15 protein-coding genes are annotated in these 17,904 nt (G+C 70.5%); 8 read left to right on the forward strand and 7 right to left on the reverse strand.

All coding sequences use genetic code 11. The annotated features are described in order from the left end of the window. The first annotated feature begins 59 nt into the window (after positions 1-59). The 3 genes from CG740_RS21445 to CG740_RS21455 all read left to right on the forward strand — a co-directional run bounded on the left by CG740_RS21445 (position 60) and on the right by CG740_RS21455 (position 3,548). Complete coding sequence (locus CG740_RS21445) at positions 60-1,667, forward strand: MFS transporter (RefSeq protein ID WP_100576819.1); 1,608 nt, start codon at positions 60-62, stop codon at positions 1,665-1,667. A gap of 61 nt (positions 1,668-1,728) precedes the next feature. Continuing rightward, positions 1,729-2,340, forward strand: a complete 612-nt coding sequence (locus CG740_RS21450; protein ID WP_100576914.1) for a TetR/AcrR family transcriptional regulator — start codon at positions 1,729-1,731, stop codon at positions 2,338-2,340. A gap of 185 nt (positions 2,341-2,525) precedes the next feature. Beyond that, positions 2,526-3,548 carry an endonuclease/exonuclease/phosphatase family protein gene (locus CG740_RS21455; protein ID WP_100576820.1) on the forward strand — a complete coding sequence of 341 codons (1,023 nt, stop codon included), beginning with the start codon at positions 2,526-2,528 and terminating at the stop codon, positions 3,546-3,548. Positions 3,549-3,585: 37 nt separating this feature from the next. Here the strand turns inward: CG740_RS21455 and CG740_RS21460 are convergent, their stop codons facing one another. Next, positions 3,586-5,337, reverse strand: a complete 1,752-nt coding sequence (locus tag CG740_RS21460) for an NAD+ synthase (RefSeq protein WP_100576915.1) — start codon at positions 5,335-5,337, stop codon at positions 3,586-3,588. A 194-nt stretch (positions 5,338-5,531) separates the two neighbouring features. Here CG740_RS21460 and CG740_RS21465 point away from each other — a divergent pair, with 194 nt between their 5' ends. Genes CG740_RS21465 through CG740_RS21475 form a run of 3 tightly spaced genes read left to right on the forward strand, consistent with a single transcriptional unit; the run spans position 5,532 to position 8,537 of the window. Beyond that, positions 5,532-6,986 carry an APC family permease gene (locus tag CG740_RS21465; protein ID WP_100576821.1) on the forward strand — a complete coding sequence of 485 codons (1,455 nt, stop codon included), beginning with the start codon at positions 5,532-5,534 and terminating at the stop codon, positions 6,984-6,986. A gap of 13 nt (positions 6,987-6,999) precedes the next feature. Beyond that, complete coding sequence (locus CG740_RS21470; protein ID WP_100576822.1) at positions 7,000-7,680, forward strand: DUF998 domain-containing protein; 681 nt, start codon at positions 7,000-7,002, stop codon at positions 7,678-7,680. Then, on the forward strand, positions 7,677-8,537 hold the full coding sequence (locus tag CG740_RS21475) for an alpha/beta fold hydrolase (protein ID WP_234376411.1): 861 nt from the start codon (positions 7,677-7,679) through the stop codon (positions 8,535-8,537). The genes CG740_RS21470 and CG740_RS21475 overlap by 4 nt, the downstream gene beginning before the upstream one ends. Positions 8,538-8,818: 281 nt before the next feature. Here the strand turns inward: CG740_RS21475 and CG740_RS21480 are convergent, their stop codons facing one another. The 5 genes from CG740_RS21480 to CG740_RS21500 all read right to left on the reverse strand — a co-directional run bounded on the left by CG740_RS21480 (position 8,819) and on the right by CG740_RS21500 (position 14,797). Continuing rightward, a complete protein-coding gene (locus CG740_RS21480) occupies positions 8,819-10,738 on the reverse strand; it encodes a S53 family peptidase (RefSeq protein WP_234376412.1) in 1,920 nt (639 codons plus the stop codon). 176 nt (positions 10,739-10,914) lie between these two features. Then, positions 10,915-11,511, reverse strand: a complete 597-nt coding sequence (locus CG740_RS21485; protein ID WP_100576917.1) for a DUF305 domain-containing protein — start codon at positions 11,509-11,511, stop codon at positions 10,915-10,917. 41 nt (positions 11,512-11,552) lie between these two features. After that, a complete protein-coding gene (locus CG740_RS21490; protein WP_100576824.1) occupies positions 11,553-12,230 on the reverse strand; it encodes a DUF3105 domain-containing protein in 678 nt (225 codons plus the stop codon). 69 nt (positions 12,231-12,299) lie between these two features. Beyond that, positions 12,300-12,656 carry a hypothetical protein gene (locus tag CG740_RS21495; protein ID WP_100576825.1) on the reverse strand — a complete coding sequence of 119 codons (357 nt, stop codon included), beginning with the start codon at positions 12,654-12,656 and terminating at the stop codon, positions 12,300-12,302. Positions 12,657-12,820: 164 nt separating this feature from the next. Continuing rightward, positions 12,821-14,797 carry an APC family permease gene (locus CG740_RS21500; RefSeq protein WP_199846532.1) on the reverse strand — a complete coding sequence of 659 codons (1,977 nt, stop codon included), beginning with the start codon at positions 14,795-14,797 and terminating at the stop codon, positions 12,821-12,823. Between the two features lie 282 nt (positions 14,798-15,079). Between CG740_RS21500 and CG740_RS21505 the strand changes: the two genes are divergently transcribed. After that, positions 15,080-16,441 carry a glutamine synthetase family protein gene (locus tag CG740_RS21505; protein ID WP_100576826.1) on the forward strand — a complete coding sequence of 454 codons (1,362 nt, stop codon included), beginning with the start codon at positions 15,080-15,082 and terminating at the stop codon, positions 16,439-16,441. Positions 16,442-16,641: 200 nt separating this feature from the next. Here CG740_RS21505 and CG740_RS40420 read toward each other — a convergent pair whose 3' ends face one another. Beyond that, a complete protein-coding gene (locus CG740_RS40420) occupies positions 16,642-16,818 on the reverse strand; it encodes a hypothetical protein (RefSeq protein WP_234376413.1) in 177 nt (58 codons plus the stop codon). A gap of 189 nt (positions 16,819-17,007) precedes the next feature. Here CG740_RS40420 and CG740_RS21510 point away from each other — a divergent pair, with 189 nt between their 5' ends. Continuing rightward, the gene (locus tag CG740_RS21510) at positions 17,008-17,682 is read left to right on the forward strand and encodes a hypothetical protein (protein WP_234376414.1); all 675 of its coding nucleotides are present in this window, start codon (positions 17,008-17,010) and stop codon (positions 17,680-17,682) included. Positions 17,683-17,904: the final 222 nt, after the last annotated feature.

Here is a 17,904-nt window from a genome sequence, read left to right on the forward strand (position 1 = left end):
AAGCAAAGAGCTATCTATACGAGACGGTCTCGTATCGAAATGCGTCTAGGCTGGTCCGTATGTCAACCACGCCTGTCGCGTCCGGTGCCCCGGCCGCGCCCCGGATACCCGAAGCCGTCCACCGCCGGCGCTGGGCGATCCTCGCCGTCCTGATGCTCAGCCTCCTGATCGTCGTCCTGGACAACTCGATCCTGAACGTCGCCGTCAAGACGATCGCGAGCCCCGCCCCCACCGGGCTCGGCGCCACCCAGAGCGAGCTGGAATGGGCGATCAACGCCTACACGCTCGTCTTCGCCGGGCTCCTCTTCACCTCCGGCCTGCTCGGCGACCGGCTCGGCCGGAAGAAGATCCTGCTCTTCGGCATCACCGTCTTCGGCCTCGGCTCGGTGCTCGCCGCCTTCTCCAACTCCCCGGACCAGCTCATCGCCTTCCGCGCCCTGATGGGCCTGGGCGGCGCGTTCGTGATGCCGGCCACCCTCGCCGTCCTCATGAACGTCTTCGAGCGCGACGAGCAGCCCAAGGCGATCGGCATCTGGGCCGGCGGCGTGGGCCTCGCCATCGCGATCGGCCCGATCACCGGCGGCATCCTGCTCCAGCACTTCTGGTGGGGCTCGGTCTTCCTGGTCAACGTGCCGGTCGTGATCATCGCCCTGATCGCCATGGTCGTCCTCGTACCGGACTCCAAGGACCCCAGCCCCGGCAAGCTCGACCCGGTCGGCGTGCTGCTCTCCGTGGTGGGCCTGGTGCTGCTCGTGTACGGCATCATCCACGGCGGCGAGCTGGCGGACTTCACGGACACCACCGTGCTCGTCACCATCCTCGGCGGCGTCGCGGTCCTGGTGCTCTTCGTCGTGTACGAGAAGCGCTGCGACCACCCCGCCATCGACATCGGCTACTTCAAGAAGCCCGCGTTCTCGGCGGCCGTCGTCGCCATCGCGCTCACCTTCTTCGCGCTGATGGGCGTCACCTTCTTCTCGGTCTTCTACATGCAGAGCGTGCGCGGCTACAGCGCCCTCCAGTCCGGGCTGCTCATCCTGCCGCTCGCCGCCGCCCAGATGATCTTCGCGCCGCGGGCCCGGCTCGTCGTCGAGCGGTTCGGCGCGCGGGCGGTCTGCACCGCGGGCCTGATCCTGGTGGCCGTCGGCCTGGCCGCCTTCGGCCTGTTCGACGCGAGCACCCCGATCTGGGTCATGGAGGTCGTCTTCTTCGTCCAGGGCACCGGAATGGCCCACATCATGCCGCCCGTCACCGTCTCGATCATGCAGTCCCTGCCGCGGGAGAAGGCCGGCTCGGGCTCGGCGGTCAACAACACCTTCCGCCAGGTCGGCGGCGCGCTCGGCGTCGCGGTGCTCGGCTCGCTGCTCTCCACCGTCTACCGCGGCGACATCGAGGGCCACCTCGGCGCGGTCCCCGAAGGGGCGCGCAAGGCGGCCGGCGAATCCATCGAGGCGACCCTGGGCATCGCCGAGCGGATGGGCCCGGCGGGCAAGGCCCTGATCGGCCCGGCCGACGACGCCTTCATCCACGCCATGCACGTCACCGCGCTCGCCTCGTCCGGCGTCGCGCTGCTCGGCGCGCTCGTCGTCGCCCTGTTCCTGCCCGGGAAGCCGCCCAAGGGCCAGGCCCCCACGGCACAGGACCGGCCCGCCGAGGCCGCCCGCAAGTAGCGCGCGGGCCTTCGGGACAATCAGCGGGTCGGTCGACAGAAGCGGAGCGGGCGTGACCTTGATGGACAAGCGGCAGACCAACGGTGAACCACGGCGCGGCAGGCCCCGCTCCGAGGCCGTGGAGCGGCAGATCCTGGAAGCCGTGATCAAGCTGCTGGAGGAAGGCGTATCGCTCGCCGACCTCTCCATCGAGCGCATCGCCCGCACCGCGGGCGTCGGCAAGGCCACCATCTACCGGCGCTGGGCCGGCAAGGAGGAACTCTTCGTCGAGGTCGTCCAGTCGATGGAGTCGCCCACCCCGCCGCTGCCCGGCCAGTCCCTGCGGGGCGACCTGATCGCCATGGTGGAGAACGTGCGCCAGCGCGGCGCCGCCAAGCGGTCCTCCGCGCTGCTGCACAACGTCTTCGCACAGATGCAGAGCTATCCCAAGCTCTGGTGCAAGTACCACAGCACGGTCATCGACCCCCGCCGCGAGCTCTTCGACGAGGTGCTGCGGCGGGGCATGGCCACGGGCGAACTCCGCGCCGGACTCGACCTCGACATGGCCGGGGACCTCTTCGTCGCCCCCATGCTGGTGCGCACGATGATGCGGCCCGACACCGAACTGCCCGGCCCCGAGTTCGCCGAACGCATCGTGGACGCCGTCCTCGAAGGGCTGCGCCCGCCCCGCTGAATATGCGCATTTCGTTACAGGCCCCCCGCAAGGCCCTCCCTCCTGGAACCCGGCACCGCGCCCGGTCGTCCTGCTGGCCGTAGGGAATGTCGTACGAGAGGTACGGCGGCAGGGAAACGCACTCGTTTTCGCCTAGGGTCGAACAGGCGGACACGATGTGCGGAAACAGCAGTGAGGACAGCGGTATGGCGCGGGCGTACATGACGGAGACGGGCGACGGCAGCGCGGAGGGCGAGCGCACCGGGTCCCGGTTCCGCCGCCGCCTCGACCGCTGGCGGGGCGACCGCGGCATCTGGCGCCGCGGCCTGGTGCTCGCGGGGCTCTCCGTACTCATCGCCCTGGTGATGCTGGTGCACGGCCGGATCCCCAACTCGGTCGGCAACCTCGGCTCGCTCTCCGAAACCTTCCTGCCGTGGCTCGGTGTGTTCCTGCCGGTGCTGCTCGGCCTCGCGCTGTGGCGCCGCTCGGCGAGCGCGCTGATCGCGCTGCTGCTGCCGGTGATCGTCTGGCTCAACGTGTTCGGCGGGCTGCTCACCGACAAGCAGGGCTCGGGCGGCAACCTGGTGGTGGCCACCCACAACGTCAACGCCCAGAACCCCGACCCGAACGGCACCGCCCGCCAGGTCGCGTCCTCCGGGGCGCAGGTGCTCGCCCTGGAGGAGATCCCGAGCGACGAGGTCGACACGTACAAGCGGGCGCTCGCCGACATCTATCCGTACCACTCGGTGCAGGGCACGGTCGGCCTGTGGTCCAAGTACCCGCTCAGCGACAGCCGGCCGGTCGACATCAACATGGGCTGGACCCGCGCCATGCGCTCCACGGTGAAGACGCCGACCGGCGACATCGCGGTGTACGTCGCCCACATGCCCTCGGTGCGGGTCAAGCTGAACGCCGGGTTCACCGCCAACCAGCGTGACAACAGCGCCTACTTGCTGGGTGAGGCGATCTCCGCCGAGCCGAACAAGAAGGTGGTGCTGCTCGGCGACCTCAACGGCACGATGAACGACCGCTCCCTGAACAACATCACCGCCCAGATGCGCTCCACCCAGGGCGCGGCGGGCAGCGGCTTCGGCTTCAGCTGGCCGGCCTCGTTCCCGATGGCCCGCATCGACCAGATCATGGTCAAGGGCATCGAGCCCAAGTCGTCCTGGACGCTGCCGAAGACGGAGAGCGACCACCTGCCGATCGCGGCGCGGCTCCAGGTGTGACAGCGGGGCGCCCGCCCGGGGCGCCCCGCGCCCGGCCTCAGAGCGACTCGCGCCAGTGGTTGGTGATCGGCAGCCGGCGGTCCTTGCCGAAACCCTTCGCGGAGATCTTCGTGCCCGGCGGGTACTGGCGCCGCTTGTACTCGGCGGTGTCCACCATCCGCAGCGTCTTCGCCACCAGCTCCGGGTCGTACCCGGCGGCCACGATCGCGTCGGCGCCCTGGTCGCGGTCGACGTACATCGACAGGATCGCGTCCAGGACCGGGTAGTCGGGCAGCGAGTCCGTGTCGACCTGGCCGGGGCTGAGTTCGGCGCTCGGCGGCTTGGAGATGGAGTTCTCCGGGATCGGCGGGGTCTGGCCGCGCTCGGCCGCGGCCCGGTTGCGCCACTTGGCGAGCCGGAACACCGCCGTCTTGTAGACGTCCTTGATCGGCCCGTACGCGCCCACCGAGTCGCCGTACAGCGTCGAATAGCCCACCGCCAGCTCGGACTTGTTGCCCGGGGCGAGCACGAGGTGCCCCTCCTGGTTGGACAGCGCCATCAGGAGAGTGCCGCGCAGCCGCGACTGGAGGTTCTCCTCGGCGAGCCCGGTCAGAGCGAGCGAGCCCATGTACGCGTCGAACATCGGCTCGATGGGCACGGTACGGAAGTTGAGCCCGGTGCGCCGGGCCAGCTCGGCCGCGTCACTGCGGGAATGGTCCGAGGAATACTTCGACGGCATGGACACGCAGTGGACGTTGGCCGCGCCCAGCGCGTCGCAGGCGATCGCGGCGACCAGCGCCGAGTCGATGCCGCCGGACAGGCCGACCAGGGCCGAACGGAAGCCGTTCTTCGCGACGTAGGCGCGCAGGCCCACGACGAGGGCCGAGTAGACCTCCTCGTCGTCGTCGAGCCGCTCGGCGTAACCGCCGGCCAGCTCCGGCTCGTACGCCGCGAGCGGCTCCCCGGAGACGACGACGTGGTCGATGCGCAGGCCGTCGTCCACCACGCCGGAGGGGGCCGGCCCCGCGGCCGGGAGTTCGAGGTCGAGGATCACACTGCCCTCGCTGAACTGCGGTGCCCGCGCCACCACTTCACCGCCCGCGTCCACGACGATCGAGTCGCCGTCGAAGACCAGCTCGTCCTGGCCGCCGATGGTCGCGACGTAGGCGAGTGTGCAGCCCGCCTCCTGGGCCCGCTTGCGGACCAGGTCGAGCCGGGAGTCGTCCTTGTTCTGCTCGTACGGCGAGGCGTTGATCGAGACGAGCAGCCCGGCACCCGCCGACCGGGTGGCCGGCACCCGGCCGCCGTCCTGCCACAGGTCCTCGCAGATGGCGAGGGCCACATCGATGCCGCGCACCCGCAGCACCGGCAGGGTGTCGCCGGGCACGAAGTAGCGGAACTCGTCGAAGACGCCGTAGTTGGGCAGATGGTGCTTGGCGAAGGCCAGCACGACCTCGCCCCCGTGCAGCACCGCCGCCGCGTTCTGCGGGGCGCCCGCGGGCTGGCCGAGCCGGGGGACCGCGACGGGCGAGCGGTCCAGATAGCCGACGACCACGGGGATCTCCCCGAACCCCTCCGCCGCCAGCCGCCCGGCGAGGCCGGTGAGCGCCCGGCGGGACGCCTCGACGAAGGACGATCTGAGGGCGAGGTCCTCCACGGGGTAGCCGGTCAGCATCATCTCGGGGAACGCGACGAGGTGCGCCCCCTGCTCGGCACAGTGCCGTGTCCAGTGCACGATCGCCTCGGTGTTGCCGGGAATGTCCCCGACGGTCGAGTCGATCTGATTCAGGGCGAGACGTAGTTGAGGCACGCGGCCCACTTTAATCGTCAATGCGACGCGATGGGGGGTGGAACGGGCTGCGCGGCGCGCGAGGGCCGGGGTGCGCCGGACTCCGGCCGACTCGGCCGCCGACCGGTTGGAACCGGATCGCGAGGTGGCGCGTTCCTCCCGGACGCCGGGCAGCCCGACATGCGGGACCCGGCCGTCGAACCGATCATGGGCGCATGACGACCACGGACGCCTCCGATGAAGAGCTCGTCGCGGACGAAGGGGGGAACAGCCGCCGGTTCGTCTCCTGGGTGACCCTCGGCCTGATGACGACCGCATCCGTCGCGAGCCTGCGCCCCTCGCCCTCCATGGCCATCTACGGCCTGGCCGCGATCTTCCTCTACCTCCTGCCGGCCATCGTCTTCCTGCTCCCGACCGCCCTGGTCGGCGCGGAGCTGGCCTCCGGCTGGACCGGCGGCATCTACCGCTGGGTGAGCGAGGCGCTCGGCAAGCCGCTCGGCTTCCTCGCCGTCTGGTGCCAGTTCGCCATGACCATCGCGTACTACCCGAGCCTGCTCGCCTACGTCGCCTCGACCTTCGCGTACGTCATCAACCCGCGTCTGGCCGAGAACGGGCTCTACGTCGCCATCGTCATCGTCGTCATCTACTGGACCGGCGTGTGGATCTCCTCGCGCGGCACCAGGACCGTCGCCGGGCTCAGCTCCCTCGGGCTCGTCATCGGCACGCTCGTCCCCGGCGTGGTCCTGGTCGTGCTCGGCTTCGTCTTCCTCGGCCAGGGCAACCCCTCGGCCGCGCCCATGAGCGCCTCACACTGGCTGCCGCCGTGGACCGGGCTCGCCAGCCTCGTCCTGATCGTCAACAACTTCCTGTCGTACGCCGGCATGGAGATGAACGGCGTCCACGTCTCCTCGCTGCGCCACCCCAAGCGCGAATACCCGAGGTCGATGTTCCTGGCGACCGGCCTGGTCCTGCTGATCTTCATCCTTCCGGCCCTGGCCATCTCCTGGGTGATGCCGTCCGAGGAGCTGAGCCTCACGGCCGGTCTGATGCAGGCGTTCCAGGCGTTCTTCGACCACTTCCACATCGGCTGGATGACCAAGGTGGTCGGCGTGATGCTGGTGGCGGCGGCGCTCGGCGGCATGCTGACCTGGCTCGCGGGACCGGCCAAGGGCCTGGTGCTGCTCTCGCGCCAGGAGGGCTATCTGCCGCCGTTCCTCCAGCGGTTGAACAAGTACGGCACCCCGCGGAACATCATGGTCGCGCAGGGCGTCATCACCACCCTGATCGGCGTTCTCTACGCGTTCAGCGGCGATGTGTCGAGCGCCTACTGGATGTTCTCCGTCATCACCGTGCAGATCTATCTGATCGCCTATCTGCTGATGTTCGTCGCGGTGGTCCGGCTGCGCAGGACCCGGCCGGAGGTCGAGCGGGGCTTCCGGGTGCCCGCCGTCGCCTGGGTCGCGGGCATCGGTTTCGTGGCCTCGGTGGCCGCGCTGTGCATCGGGTTCGTACCGCCGGACCAGTTCGGCAACCAGCCGCTCTGGCGGTATCTGCTGATCGTCGGCGGCGGACTGCTCGTCCTCGGGCTCCTGGCGCCCCTCGCCTTCCTGAAGTTCCGCAAGCCCAGCTGGGTGCATCCGGACCACCAGCCACCGCTGTCACCCCCGTAGCATTGGTCCCACTATGTCCCACAGTGGTGTGCGAACCCGGCCGGTGGCCGTCCTGCTCGCGCTCGGCGCGCTGGCCTACACGGCATGGGTCCTGGAGGTCCTGTTCCAGACCGGGCTCGACCCGATCCAGGCGTATGTGAGCGAACTCGCCGCCGCCGACCAGCCGCTCGGCGGCCTCTTCCGCGCGACCGACCTGACGGCGGGACTCCTCGTCCTCGCGGCCGCGCTCTGCGCGCTGGTGCGCTGCGACCGGCGGCGCTGGTCGCTCGCCGGCTGGTCCGGGCTGGCGCTGTTCGGCGCCGCCACCGCCCTCGACTCCCGGCTCCCGCTGAGCTGCGCCCCCACTGCCGACCCGGCGTGCGCGGCCCGCGAGACGGCGGGCCTGGTCCCGGCGACGCACACCGCGCACGCGGTGAGCAGCAGCCTCGCGATGGTGGGGGCGCTCGTCGGGGTCGTCGCCCTGACCGTCGCGGCCCGCCGCTACGGTTGGTGGCCCCTGCTCGCGGCCCGGCTCGGACCGGCCCTCCTGGCCCTCGAACTGGCCGCCACCGTATGGACGTTGACATCGGTAGCCGCCTTCCAGGCGGGCCGGGGCACCTGGGCCCTGGGTGCGGGCCAGCGCCTCCAGGTGCTGCTCGTGGCGGTCTGGCTGGGGGTGCTCGCGTGGAGCGTGGCACGGGAGGAGCGGGTGTGACGGGGGAGTTCGTAAAGCTGGGCGGGGTGGCCCACCACGTGGTGGTGGAGGGGGCGGGCCCGGTGCTGGTGCTCAGCGCGGGCCTCGGCATGAGCTGGTTCGACTGGGACCCGGTGGTGCCGCTCCTGACCGCGCACCGCACGGTCGTCCGCTTCGACCGGCCCGGGCACGGCCTGTCCGGGCCTGCTCCGGTTCCGCCGAGCGCCGCGGGGGAGGCGCGCCGGATCGCGGGCCTCCTCGACGCACTGGGCCTGGCCGGCCCGGCCGCGGTGGTCGGCCACTCCGTCGCGGGGTTCCACGCGGAGGCCTTCGCGCGGCTGTACCCCGCCCGCACGGCGGGACTCGTCCTGGTCGACTCCAGCATCGAGGAGCGCGCCCGCCCCCCGGCCGCCCCGGCCCTTCGGCCCGCCCTCGCGCGGGCGGCCGCGGCCCTGCTCTGCCGCGCGGGGGTACCGGCCGCGCTCGGCCCCGCGCTGCGCCGGGCCACCGTCCGCGCGGCCCGCGCCGGGGGTGGGGATCCGGCGCCGCGGGAGCTGGTGCGGCGCTGCTACGGCACGTCCCGGGTGCTGCGGGGGATGCTGCTGGAGAACGCCACGTACGGGTCGGTGGCGGCTGAACTCCTGTACCTGCGGCGCCGGTTGCCGCTGCCGTCCGTGCCCGTGACGGTGGTGGCCGGCGGTGCGGGCGGCCCCGCCTGGACGGCCCGCCAGCGGGCCCTCGCGTCCGCGCTGGGCGCGCGCTTCCAACTGGCCTCTGGGGCGGGGCACTTGGTGATGCTCGATGCGCCGGGGGTGGTGGCGGGGGCGGTTTCCCCCACCCCGCCCCTTCCCGCGACCCTCCGGGGGGAGAGTTCATAGGCTGCGGACCGTGCGTGGCTGATCGCGCAGTTCCCCGCGCCCCTAAAAGCGCCGGGTGCGGGGGCATTTCAGCCCGTCATGGGGGTCCCCCCTGGCCCTTGAGGCCTTGGGGGAGTTTGAGGACGAGCGCCGTTCAGGCGCGAACGGGGGCCTGGGGGCGGAGCCCCCAAAGTCACTTCAACCCCCGGAGGGTCTCGGGAAGGGGCGGGGTGGGGAAAAGCAAACCGCCCCGCCCCCCGGCCGGTACGTGGCCGAAGGGCGGGGCGGAACCCCGCAAGGGGCTAGCGGCGGAACGGGTTGGCGTACGAGGCGACGTAGCCGGGGGCGGGCGAACCCACGCCCGTCACGTCGTCGTAGCCGCGCGTCGCGACCAGCGAGGAGTCCTTGCCGAGCGAGCGCACCGAGGTCAGAAGCCCCCCGGACGCGTCCACACTGTTGGCGAAGTCGACCCGGGCGACCGCGAGGTCACGGGCCGCACCCAGCGGGTGGTCCGTCACGTCGTGGTAGAGCCGCGAGTCGAAGCGCTCGTAGATCGACGGGTTCGCGAACCCGATCGGCGAGCGCTTGGCCTGCTGGGCCAGCGCCTGGATGCCCGCCGTGACCGGCGCGGCCAGCGAGGTGCCGCCGATGCGGTACTCGTCGTACTTCACCGACCCGTCGGGCCACGACTGGGTCTGGCCCACCAGGAACCCGGTGTTGGGGTCGGCCACGGCCGCGATGTCCGGAACCGTACGCATCCGGGTCGCACCGTTCGCCTTCGCCAGCGAGTCCGGCACGACGCCGCGCTGGTAGTACGGCTGCTTCACGGTGGAGCTGGTGCCGCCGCCCGCGCCGCTGGTGTAGGCGCCCGGGAAGTTCACCCAGCTCTTGCCGTCCGCGGAGAGGGAGGCCTTCTCGGTGCCCCAGCCGGTCTCGAACTGGTACTTGTCGTTCTTGCCGACCGCCAGCGAAGTGCCGCCGACCGCCGTCACCCACGCCGAGTTGGCCGGGGTGTCGACCTGCTTCTTGCCGGTGTTGGCGACCTCGTCGCCGTTGTCGCCGGAGGAGAAGTAGAAGCCGATGCCCTCGATCGCGCCCAGCTTGAACGTCTGGTCGTACGCGGCCGCGACGTCCGGGGTCTCGTTGGCCTCGATGTCGCCCCACGAGTTGGAGACGATGTCGGCCAGGTGCCGGTCGACGACCTTGTTGAGGGCGTCGAGCAGATCCGGGTCGTTGCAGGACGCGCCGCCCACGTACACGATGTTCGCGTCCGGGGCGACCGCGTGCACGGCCTCGACGTCGAGGGACTCCTCGCCGTACCAGCCGGACGCCTTGCAGTCGTCCACGCTGTTGTAGGCCGCCGGCAGGACCTCGGTGTACTGGCCCGTCCGGTAGGCCTTGTCACCGTTGCGCTTGGCGTACCTCTCGGCGTCCGAGGCCATGGTCGGCGAGGCGTACGCGTCGGTGATCGCCACCGTCACGCCCTTGCCGGTGTACTTGCCCGCGCCGTACGCCGCCCGCAGCTGCTCGCCGGTGTAGCCGTGCACGGCGTACGGGACCTTCGTGCCGTACGCGTCCGGCAGCTTCTTGGCGATGTTGGAGCCGTAGTACGTGGAGAACGGACCCGCGTTGCGGAAGCCGGCACCCGGACCCGGAAGGGTGTCCTGGTGCGTCGACTGGTGCGGCGCGTTGTCCAGGCCCGTCACCGTCAGAACGGCGCCCGCGAGCGCGTTCGGCGCGGAGGCGTTCTTGGCCGGGGCGTGGTAAGTCCGGCCCGACTTGCGGAAGTTGTGCAGCTGCGTGGCGAACGCCTTCTGCGCCGCGGCCGCGTCACCGGACACCGAGATGTAGTGCTGGTTGGAGCCCGTGATGGTCAGTCCGGACGACTTCAGCCACTTGGTGACCGCGTCGATCTGCTCCTGGGTCGCGCCGAAGCGCTGCTGCGCCTGAGCGGCGCTGAGGTACTTGCCGTACGACGCCGACTGCGGGTCGGACACGGCCGCGGCGTAAGCGTCGAGGCCCTTCGCGTCCCGCCCGGCGAGGTACACCCGGGCGTTGACCTTGGTGGATGCGGCCGTGGCGCCCTGGTCGGCGGAGCCGGTGGCCCAGACGGGCTGGGTGCCCGCGAGGGCCGCCCGTCCGCTCGGGACCGGGTCGGCCGCCTGGGCGGACGGTATGCCGAGGGCGAGCGCGCCGGCGAGCAGTGGCAGTGTCGCTGCCATGCTCACACCGGCGCGCCGCCTGGCGCGGCTGGTTCTCATGTAACCCCCTGCGTGAGGTCTTCGCCTGCTGTACATGCACTGTCTGATGCGTGCATGTAATGCGTCACTCTTGTCAGGAACGGTTCATGCGGGGGGCATGTGATCACCAAGAAACGCCAAAGAGCGTTTATCCGGGCTCAGTTGGACCGGGGTGCGGCGCCCCTTTTCTTCAGCATTTGCGCCATCAGGTCGATTTCGGACTGCTGGGAGTCGACCATGCCCTGCGCCAACTGCTTCTCCGGGCCCACCGTGCAGCGCTGCACACAGCCTTCGGCCATGTGGATGCCGCCCTTGTGGTGCTCGGTCATCAGCTGGAGGTAGAGCACCTCGGCGTCCTTGCCGCTGAGCCCCCGCAACCGGTCCAGCTCGGTGTTGGTGGCCATGCCCGGCATCAGCGCGCCGTCGGCGCCCGGCTGCATGCCCATGCCCATCCAGGCCATCGGCAGCTCGGACGCCTCGTTCTTCGGCAGCCCCCACAGATCGAGCCAGCCGAGCATCATGCCCCGCTGGTTGGCCTGGGTGTTGGCGATGTCGTACGCGAGGCGGCGCACCTCCTCGTCGGAGGTGCGGTCGCGCACGATGAACGACATCTCCACCGTCTGCTGGTGGTGCGTCGACATGTCGCGTGCGAACCCCGCGTCCGCCGAAGTGGCCGTCGGCGTACGGGACTTGGCCTCGGCCGCCGAGCCGTCGCCGCCCGAGGAGACGAGCACCGCGGCCGCCGCGAACACCATCAGGAGCGCGAGGGCGGCGGCCACCCCCCAGTACCTGCGGATCACCGCTCGTCCAGCCCGCCCGTGCACGCGGCACCCGGCTCGGGCGTCTGCGGGCCCTGGACGTACTTGGTGAAGAACTGGTTCACCCGGGGGTCGTCCGCGCCGTCCACGGTGACCTGCTTGCCCCAGGCGCTCAGCATGATGGCCCCGGCCTGGTCCTTGTACGGGCTCATCAGCGAGTACGGCGTCTTCGACACCTTGTCGGCGAGCTTCTTCACATCGGCGGCGGACGCCTTGTCGGTGTACGTCACCCACACCGCGCCGTGCTCAAGGGAGTGCACGGCGTTCATGTCCGGGACCTGCTTCGGATAGACGTTGCCGCCGCAGTTCATCCACACCTGGTCGTGGTCGCCGCCCACCGGCGGCTTCATCGGGTAGTTCACCTTCGTCGTCACGTGGTTGCGGGTCAGCTTCTTGGCGTCCCAGTCCTTCTCGCCCGCGATCGACGCGTTGGGGTCGCTGCTGCCCTGCGCCTTGGCGTCGGCCGAACTGCCGCCTCCGTCGGACTTGTTGAACTCGTACACGCCGAAGCCGACCAGGCCCGCGACGACCAGCACGCCGGCGGTGACCGAGCTGATCACCACGAGCCGGCCGCGCCGCTGCCGGGCCTGCTCGGCGCGGCGCAGCTCCTCCATCCGGGCTCTGCGGGCGGTGGTGGGGTCTTCGTTGACAGCCATGGGTGGATAACGTCCTTCTGCTGAGGGGGAGTCGGGGGCGGAGCGGCCGGGCTTCGGCCGCGGGGCCCCCTAGGTCCGCAGCACCTGAAGCACGTGCAGATCCGGCGCGCGCGGCCGGGCCCCGGGCCATGCGGACACGGCTCCGGCGCGGGGCGCGGCGGCGTGTACGTCCTGGACCGCCGCCGGCGCCGGGGCGTCCAGCGGGGGCGCCGTGAGCACGGCGGGGACATCGCGCGGGAACAGGCCGCAGTCGCCCTGCTCGGTGGGGCAGATGTACGCGGCGGCACCGCTCGCGGGCGGGTTGTGGTGGCGGGCCCGGTGCTCGCCGCCGCTCGCCAGGCAGATGAAGAGCGCGGCGAGCAGCGTCGCCATGGCACTGAGCAGCGCCACGGGACGCGTGATGCGCGTGAGCCGCACTCCCCCCATGGGCGCAGATGGTAGGCGAGGGAGCGCGGCTCGTGGCAGGCCGGGTCGGGTACCGGCCGAAAACAGCGGGGTCGGCCCGTGTGCGGCCGGGGCCGCACACGCACACGCACACGCACCCGGGGCCGGTGGGACCCGTCCGGGCCGACCCGGCCTGGGCCCCGGGCTCAGCCCACGTGGACCCGGGGCCGGCGGGCGAGGTCCGGCTCGGCCCGGCGCAGCACCTCGCGGGTGACGGGCGCGACCTCGCCGTCGCCGAACACCAGGAAGCGCAGCAGATGGCTGAGCGGGTGGCCCTCGGTCCAGTTGAAGTACGCGTGCGGCACCTCGCCGGTCCGGTCGCGCAGCTCCATCATCACGGCCGCGATGGTGTTGGGCACGACCGCGCCCTCGACGCGCAGCCTGCGCACACCGTGCTTCTCGTCGCCGTGGACGGTGAGTTCGGTGGTGAAGTCCGAGGAGTTCTGGATGAAGACCTCCAGGAACAGCACCGGCCGCCCGTCCGGGATGTGGGTCTCCTCGCGCTGGCTGTACTCCTTGGCCCGGTACTCCCGCCGCGAGTGCTCCTGCGGCTCGTTGGCGATGATCCGCAGCGGGCCGCTGCGCGCGGCCTCGTCCACGAACCGGGCGGCGCAGGCGTCGAACGTGACGGCCGTCGCCCGCAGTTCGAAGGCGCGGTGCACCCGCGAGGCGAACGACGACACCACGATGCCCACGATGAAGAGCAGCGCGATCTTGATGCCGTCCGGCCGCTCGATCACATTGGTGACCAGTGTGTACGCGAAGACGGCGGTGACCACCCCGAAGCCGAGCGCGGCGGCCCGCCGCCCGCGCCGGTGCACCGCGACCGTCGAGGCGAACGACGCCGACAGCATCAGGACCAGCACGCCGGTGGCGTAGGCGCCGCTCTGCGCGTCCACGTTCGCGTCGAACCACCAGGTGATGAAGAAGGCGATCGCCATGAAGATCAGCACCAGCGGCCGCACCGCGCGCGTCCACTCGGGTGCCATGCCGTAGCGCGGCAGATAGCGCGGCACGAGGTTGAGCAGGCCCGCGGTCGCGGAGGCCCCGGCGAACCAGAGGATGGCGATCGTCGAGATGTCGTACACCGTCCCGAAGCCCTCGCCCAGGTGCTGGTGGGCGAGGTAGGCGAGGGCACGGCCGTTGGCGCCGCCGCCGGGCTTGAACTCGGACTCCGGGATCAGGATCGTCGTCGCCAGGCTGGAGACCAGCAGGAACCCGCTCATGATGAGCGCGGCCGTGGTGAGCAGCTTGCGGGTGTCACGGATGCGGCCGGCCGGCTTGTCGTACGTGTCCGAGGCGTCGCCCTGGATCTGCGGCATGACCGCGACGCCCGTCTCGAACCCGGACATGCCGAGCGCGAGCTTGGGGAAGACGAGCAGCGAGACGCCGATCATCGCGAGCGGCGAGGAGTGCGCGGCGGTCATCGCGTCCCACCAGTTGCCGATGACGACCGGCTCGGTGGCTATCTTCCAGACGGCCGTCGCGAGCACCACGAGGTTCAGCACCAGATAGACGCCGACGAGGGCCACCGCGATCCCGATGGCCTCCTTGAACCCCTTGAGGAACACCGCGCCGAGCAGGGCGACGAGCGCGAGCGTGATCCAGAGGTTCGAGCCGTGCAGGAAGCTTGGCGCGAACGGGTTCTCCACGACGTGCGCGGAGGCGTCCGCCGCCGAAAGGGTGATCGTGATCATGAAGTCGGTGGCGGCGAAGCCCAGCAGCACCAGGACGAAGATCTTCCCCGCCCACCAGGGCAGCAGCCGCTCCAGCATGGCGATCGAGCCCTCGCCGTTCGGCGACTCCTTGGCGACCCGCCGGTACACCGGCAGCGCCCCGCCGAGCGTCAGGGCGATGAGCACCAGGGTCGCCAGCGGCGAGAGCAGCCCGGCGGCGAGCGCGGCGATGCCGGGCTGGTAGCCGAGGGTGGAGAAGTAGTCGACGCCCGTCAGGCACATGACCCGCCACCAGCGATGGCCCTTGTGCTCGGCCGGCGGGGTGCCGTGCGGTCCGGGGTGACGGGCCGAGCGCTCGCTCAGCCCGTCGAGCAGCCAGCCGCGCCAGCGGCGCCGGGCCTGCGGTACGACGGCGGTATCCGGGGGATCCACCTGGGTGCCGGTCATGCGACGTTCTCCTGAGTGTTCTGCCGAGTGGTGTGCCGGGGGTATGCCGGGGGTGTGCCGAGCGGGCCGATCGGCCGTTCGGCGGGCAACGAGGAGCGAGTATCCATCACATCGTCATGCCGGGAGCCCCCAGGGGCACCCATCAGGAGGGGACGTGCCGCAGGTCATACCGGGTGCGTAATGTGGAGGTAATCCCGCGCCTCGATACTGAGGATTCCCCCGCCGTCCCCGGCTTCGCCGGGGGAGCGGTGCACAGGCCGTCTGAACTGCAAGGATGTGGCTATGGACAAGCAGCAGGAGTTCGTGCTCAGGACTCTGGAGGAGCGCGACATCCGGTTCGTGCGCCTGTGGTTCACCGACGTGCTGGGCTTCCTGAAGTCGGTGGCGGTCGCCCCGGCCGAACTGGAACAGGCCTTCGACGAGGGCATCGGCTTCGACGGCTCGGCCATCGAGGGCTTCGCCCGGGTCTACGAGTCCGACATGATCGCCCGTCCGGACCCGTCCACCTTCCAGATCCTGCCCTGGCGCGCGGAGGCCCCCGGCACCGCGCGGATGTTCTGCGACATCCGGATGCCCGACGGCTCCCCGTCCTTCGCGGACCCCCGCTTCGTCCTCAAGCGCATCCTGGCCAAGACCTCCGACCTCGGGTTCACCTTCTACACCCACCCCGAGATCGAGTTCTTCCTCCTCAAGGACAAGCCGCTGGACGGCACCCGCCCGGTGCCGGCCGACAACTCGGGCTACTTCGACCACACTCCGCAGAACGTGGGCATGGACTTCCGCCGCCAGGCGATCACGATGCTCGAATCCATGGGCATCTCGGTCGAGTTCAGCCACCACGAGGGCGCGCCGGGCCAGCAGGAGATCGACCTGCGGTACGCGGACGCGCTGTCCACGGCCGACAACATCATGACGTTCCGTCTGGTCATGAAGCAGGTCGCCCTGGAGCAGGGCGTCCAGGCCACGTTCATGCCGAAGCCGTTCTCGGAGTACCCGGGTTCCGGTATGCACACCCACCTCTCCCTCTTCGAGGGCGACCGCAACGCGTTCTACGAGTCCGGCGCCGAGTACCAGCTCTCCAAGGTGGGCCGCTCCTTCATCGCGGGCCTGCTCACGCACGCCGCCGAGATCGCCGCGGTCACCAACCAGTGGGTCAACTCCTACAAGCGCATCTGGGGCGGCTCGGAGCGCACGGCGGGCGCGGGCGGCGAGGCCCCCTCGTACATCTGCTGGGGCCACAACAACCGCTCGGCCCTCATCCGCGTCCCCATGTACAAGCCCGGCAAGACCGGCTCGTCCCGCATCGAGGTCCGCTCCCTGGACTCGGGCTGCAACCCCTACCTCGCCTACGCCCTCCTGCTGGCCGCCGGCCTCAAGGGCATCGAGGAGGGCTACGAACTCCCCCCGGGCGCCGACGACGACGTCTGGGCCCTCACCGACGCCGAACGCCGGGCGATGGGCATCGAACCCCTCCCGCAGAACCTGGGCGAGGCGATCACCCTGATGGAACGCAGCGAACTGGTGGCGGAGACGCTGGGCGAGCACGTCTTCGACTTCTTCCTGCGCAACAAGAAGCAGGAGTGGGAGGAGTACCGCAGCGAGGTCACGGCCTTCGAGCTGCGGAAGAACCTGCCGGTGCTGTAGGGGTAGGACAGCTTGGGTTCCGCATCGTCAGAAACCGAGGGGCCGACGGTCGTTGACCGTCGGCCCCTCGGTGCTCGCCTGCCGACCAGACCCGGCCGCGCCCGCCCCGGCTGCACCCCTGCGACGAGCCGTCGAGCCACTCCGGCTCGCCCTCTTTGATGTCGCCCGTGGATGTCGGCCGAGCGGTCCGGCGCCCCGGTTCACCGTTTCTTGCGAAGCTTCTTCATCTTCGCCTCGGCTTCCTTCTTCTTCCGCTGCTGCACCCCGTAGGCAGACAACGGCCCCTGGTGCTTGGAGCACCGCGAGGTCCCGATGACTGCCTTGTTCTGACACCGCTTCCCGCTCTGGGTGGGCGCTCCACACTTCGACTGCGTCACGTGCCCCTCCTGCGTACGAATCGCTGTGGACGGAACACTGCATCGTCCCAGGGCAGACCGTCGTCGGGTAGGCGCGCATGAAGAGCACAGGGGGCACGTACGACGGGTGGGAGGGAGCCGGGAGCCCACTGCGCACGTCTTGAAAGCCGTTCCTGATCAGTGTCATGGCCAAGGTCTACGCTGCGGTGTGTGGATGATCAGACCTACGACGATGCCTACCACGGTTGGCGAGCATCGCTGACGACGCTGATGGGTGATCCCGCACTGCTCGCACGGTGGCAGGAGCGCCGCTTTCAGTTCGCTCATCGAGTCGGAGCCCTTCTGACCGAGGCACATGGAGTCGGCCCTGCTGTGACGGGGCCTGTTCTCTACGGGGTGTTCGCCGCCGGTGCAGGCCTTTGCTACGTAGGACAGACGCAGGAGGCCGAGCGCCGCCTGAGGGACCTGCCAGTGGGCGAGAGCCACCACCTGGCCAACACGGTGCCGCCCGAACTCTGGGAGCGGGTGACAGTGATCCGCTGGCCGCTGCTGCTCCCCGAAGCGCCCGCAGGCGAACAGGTGTTGGTCGAGGAAATGGGCCGCACTGTGTGCGGCCTTGCGTTGGAGCACGCCCTGCAGATGGCAACTGCACCGCCGTTGAACAGTCGCCGACGGCGCACGTCCGGCGACTGGCAGCCGCGAAACCTCGCACAGAGCCGCTCCCGCGGTGCCATCCATGCGCAGTCCATACCGGGCCTGACCCAACTGGTCGTTGCTGCTTGGTCGGCTCTCTCGGAGGCGGAGATGCCAGAGGACTCAGCAGTCGTCGACATCGGGACCGGGCGAGCGGTGTTCCCGACGGCATTGCATCAGCCACCCGGTTGAGGGGGCGGCGGGAGGCCGAGGGCATCCTGACTTGGTCGGAGTACCGCTCCGAAGTCACCGCCTTCGAGCCGGGGAAGAACCTGCCGGTGCTGGAGGGGTAGGCCAGCTTGGGTTTCGTACCGTCAGAAATGGACGGGCCGAAGGTCGTTGACCGTCGGCCCCTCGGTGTTCTGGGCTGCGCGCACCCCTCCGTCAACGCCGCACCTCCGCCGGGGTGTTGTA

Origin of the sequence: Streptomyces sp. CB01201 (assembly GCF_002803085.1) — a bacterium.
Classification (GTDB): Bacteria; Actinomycetota; Actinomycetes; order Streptomycetales; family Streptomycetaceae; genus Streptomyces; species Streptomyces hundungensis.